Source organism: Chitinophaga sp., assembly GCF_035564935.1.
GTDB lineage: Bacteria > Bacteroidota > Bacteroidia > Chitinophagales > Chitinophagaceae > Chitinophaga.
Genome location: NZ_DATMTE010001087.1, coordinates 1 through 3,081, shown reverse-complemented (window position 1 = coordinate 3,081; position 3,081 = coordinate 1). Strand labels below are relative to the sequence as shown.

Sequence of the window (3,081 nt, the reverse complement as noted above, 5' to 3'; positions counted from 1 at the left end):
GATCATCCCGGAAGATATGACCGCCCGTATTGAACAGCAACCGATAATGCCGCTGCAGCTGACGAATATTCTGAACCGGCCGGTACAGGGGCGTTTGCAGGTGAGCCTGGGCAACCTCCGTGTTGAAGCGCCGGCCACCGTGAAGCTGGCGCCGCACGAAACCATTACTATCCCGGTAAAGATAAAAGGCGGGGCCGCTTCGGTGAATAATACCTATCCGTTGTCAGTACACTTTGATGCAGGCGTTGATGGTACTGCCGTGCATTATGAAGATATGCATGTGAACGTCATATCACGGTTAAGTATACACGTAGACGGGCAGCTGGACGACTGGAAAACGGCATTGCCCCAAACGGTGAGCAGCCAGGGTACTGCAGCCGTAAGTTTAACAGAAGCCGCCTGGTATCCTTTCGCAAATTTCGACACCCGCGCCAACGGTTATGCCAACGGCTATTTCGCCTGCGATGACCACTACTTTTATTTTGCTACCAAAGCAGCAGACAGCACACCACACCCGGGCACTTACCGGTTTGAACAGCGCCCGGACGATGAGTTCTTTTATCCCGATACCGCTTACGCCATGGACATGCAGGAGGCCCTGATCAGCAAAGAAGGCAGCGCACCCGCAGAAGGAGTTTCCGCATTACAGCTGCCCGCCGGCGATGGCCGCATTATGCACTACCTGGAAAGCAGCGATAATACCAACTCCTTTGGAGTAGACCTTCAGCTGGACACACTTACACAGGTAGCACTATACCTGCCGGCGTTACGGGTACCTAACCTGGTACTGGAAGTGTACCGTAACAACAGCCGCCTGTTGCAACGCCCTATTACCAACCTCTGGAGCGGCGCCTGGGAGGTGCTGCAGCTGAAAGGCAAAGTAAGGATTGTACTGCATAGCAACGGTTGGTGGTATACTCCTAAACTGGCTGCACTGATGTTTGATAAGCCATCTGCCGCCGGGGATATTTTTGTGAAAGAAGATCTTGATACCCGGGGCGATTGGAGAAATGTATACGGCAGGGCGGGGCATTATATAGTGGGTATTCCGCCGCAATTGCCGGATGGTGTAACGTTATCGCTGGTGGATAAACCGGTTAAATTTCCACTGTTGTGGCCTTCCGGTGTACGGCATTATACTTACCGTAAAAATCCTGTAACGCCGGATAATTCCGGTCTTGGGTACGCTTATGATAATGTGTTGCTGGCCTTTAATGTATTGCCGGAAGGAAAGGATGGTATGCTGGCATATCCGCCCGGTACTATGCCTCGTTATACCGGGTATAAATGTACCGACTATGAATATGCGCTTAACCAGGTAGCGCCGGAATATGGCGGCGGTACTGAGATATGGCGGTTGCTGGCCCCGGGCCTAAACCGGAAACATTTTTTCCCGAGGCAGCCAAAATCAGATGGTGAGGGACCTGTGAAAAACGGCCGGCTTGTAGTGCGAAGGGAAGGTAATACCCTGATCACGGAATGTGCTATTCCCTGGTCGGAATTACCGGATGTAAAAGCCGCTATTGATAAAGGTCAGCAGGTGAAGTTATCGTTCCGGGTAAATGATAATGGCGCGCCCGGCAGCTGCATGGAACTGGCAAAGGAGCGGAGCGTATCGAAGCGGAATGCAAGAGCCTTTCATCCCGATTGGAAAGCGCATTGGGCCAATGAAGTAAAATTTGGTGTGGAATAAAGCGTTATTTGCTGGCCATTATTTGTTGTAATGCAGGTTTCAGCGTGTTAAATTATCATGAATAACTGTCTGTTATCTATCTTTAAAGATAAAATATCCGGACATATATCATGAATAAAATTGTTACCTTCCTCTTGTGTTATTTTTAAACAGAAACAATTAAACGTAACCAACATGAGCTACGATATACAACTATACACTACAGCCACTAAAGCGAAGGAACAACAGGCGGGCGACAAGAATTTTTTCGACAATGAGCAAAATCTTGTACCCTTCACTGATGAACAGGTGCAACGGCTGAAAGACAGGTTAACCGATTATGATTATGTACTGGAAAAGGAAGACCAGGACGGATTAAAATTCAGACATGCGGAGCATAGCATCAGCGCATTGCTCACGGGGAAAGGATTGTATTTCACTGCCGGCTGGGGGGAAGAGAATATTTTTGAAGCAGGGATGGCGGCATCTGAATTTACAGATAGCGGGGAATTTGAAAAGTATGATCCGCAAAACGGCGGCTGGGAAGAGTTTTAATACCCGGTGTTTCAGCCCATTATTGTTAACGGCCGGAAGCGTTAGGAACAACCACAGTTATCAGATAAACAGGACAGGGATGATTGAACATTACGCAGCCGGGAGGTGTTGATGTATTATCTATGTACTAAAAACACCCGTACGATGAGAACAACCCTGTTTTTTACCCTGTTTATCCCATTCCTGCTGGCTGGCATACATCCCGTATATTCCTGTACCCGCGTAGTGTACAAGGGATTGAACGGCACCATTCTTACTGCCAGGTCAATGGATTGGAAAGACGATATCCTTACTAATCTCTGGATTTTTCCAAGAGGTATGGAACGTAACGGCGAAGTGGGCCCAAATTCAGTGAAATGGAAATCGAAGTATGGAAGTGTAGTAGCGTCTGGCTATGATATTTCCACCACAGATGGCATGAATGAAAAAGGACTGGTGGCGAACCTGCTTTGGTTGGTGGAATCCCAGTACGAACAGTGGGATGGTAAGAAACCAGGGTTGAGCATTGCTGCATGGACCCAATATGTGCTGGATAATTTTGCAACGGTAGACGAGGTGGTAAAAGCATTGGAGCAGGAGCCTTTCACCGTTGTTACCGATAAAGTACCGGGACAGTCGAGGCTGGCAACCCTGCATTTGTCCGTTTCCGATGCCAGCGGCGATAACGCTATTTTTGAATACATCAACGGGAAGCTGGTAGTGCATCATGATGCGGCGTACACCGTAATGACCAATTCCCCCATATTTGACAAGCAGCTGGCATTAAATGAATACTGGAAGGAGATTGGCGGTACCGTAATGCTGCCTGGCACCAATCGTGCGGCCGACCGGTTTGTACGCGCTTCCTTTTATAT

Annotated in this window: 3 protein-coding genes; all 3 read left to right on the top strand. The window is 48.7% G+C overall.

Annotated features, from left to right (window positions below; genetic code table 11):
- A partial coding sequence (locus tag VN105_RS28045; RefSeq protein ID WP_325646507.1) for a hypothetical protein occupies window positions 1-1,693 on the top strand: 1,693 nt, incomplete at its 5' end.
- 174 nt (window positions 1,694-1,867) lie between these two features.
- Entirely contained in the window at window positions 1,868-2,227 is a 360-nt protein-coding gene (locus VN105_RS28040) for a hypothetical protein (RefSeq protein ID WP_325646505.1), read from the top strand.
- 144 nt (window positions 2,228-2,371) lie between these two features.
- A partial coding sequence (locus VN105_RS28035; protein ID WP_325646503.1) for a linear amide C-N hydrolase occupies window positions 2,372-3,081 on the top strand: 710 nt, incomplete at its 3' end.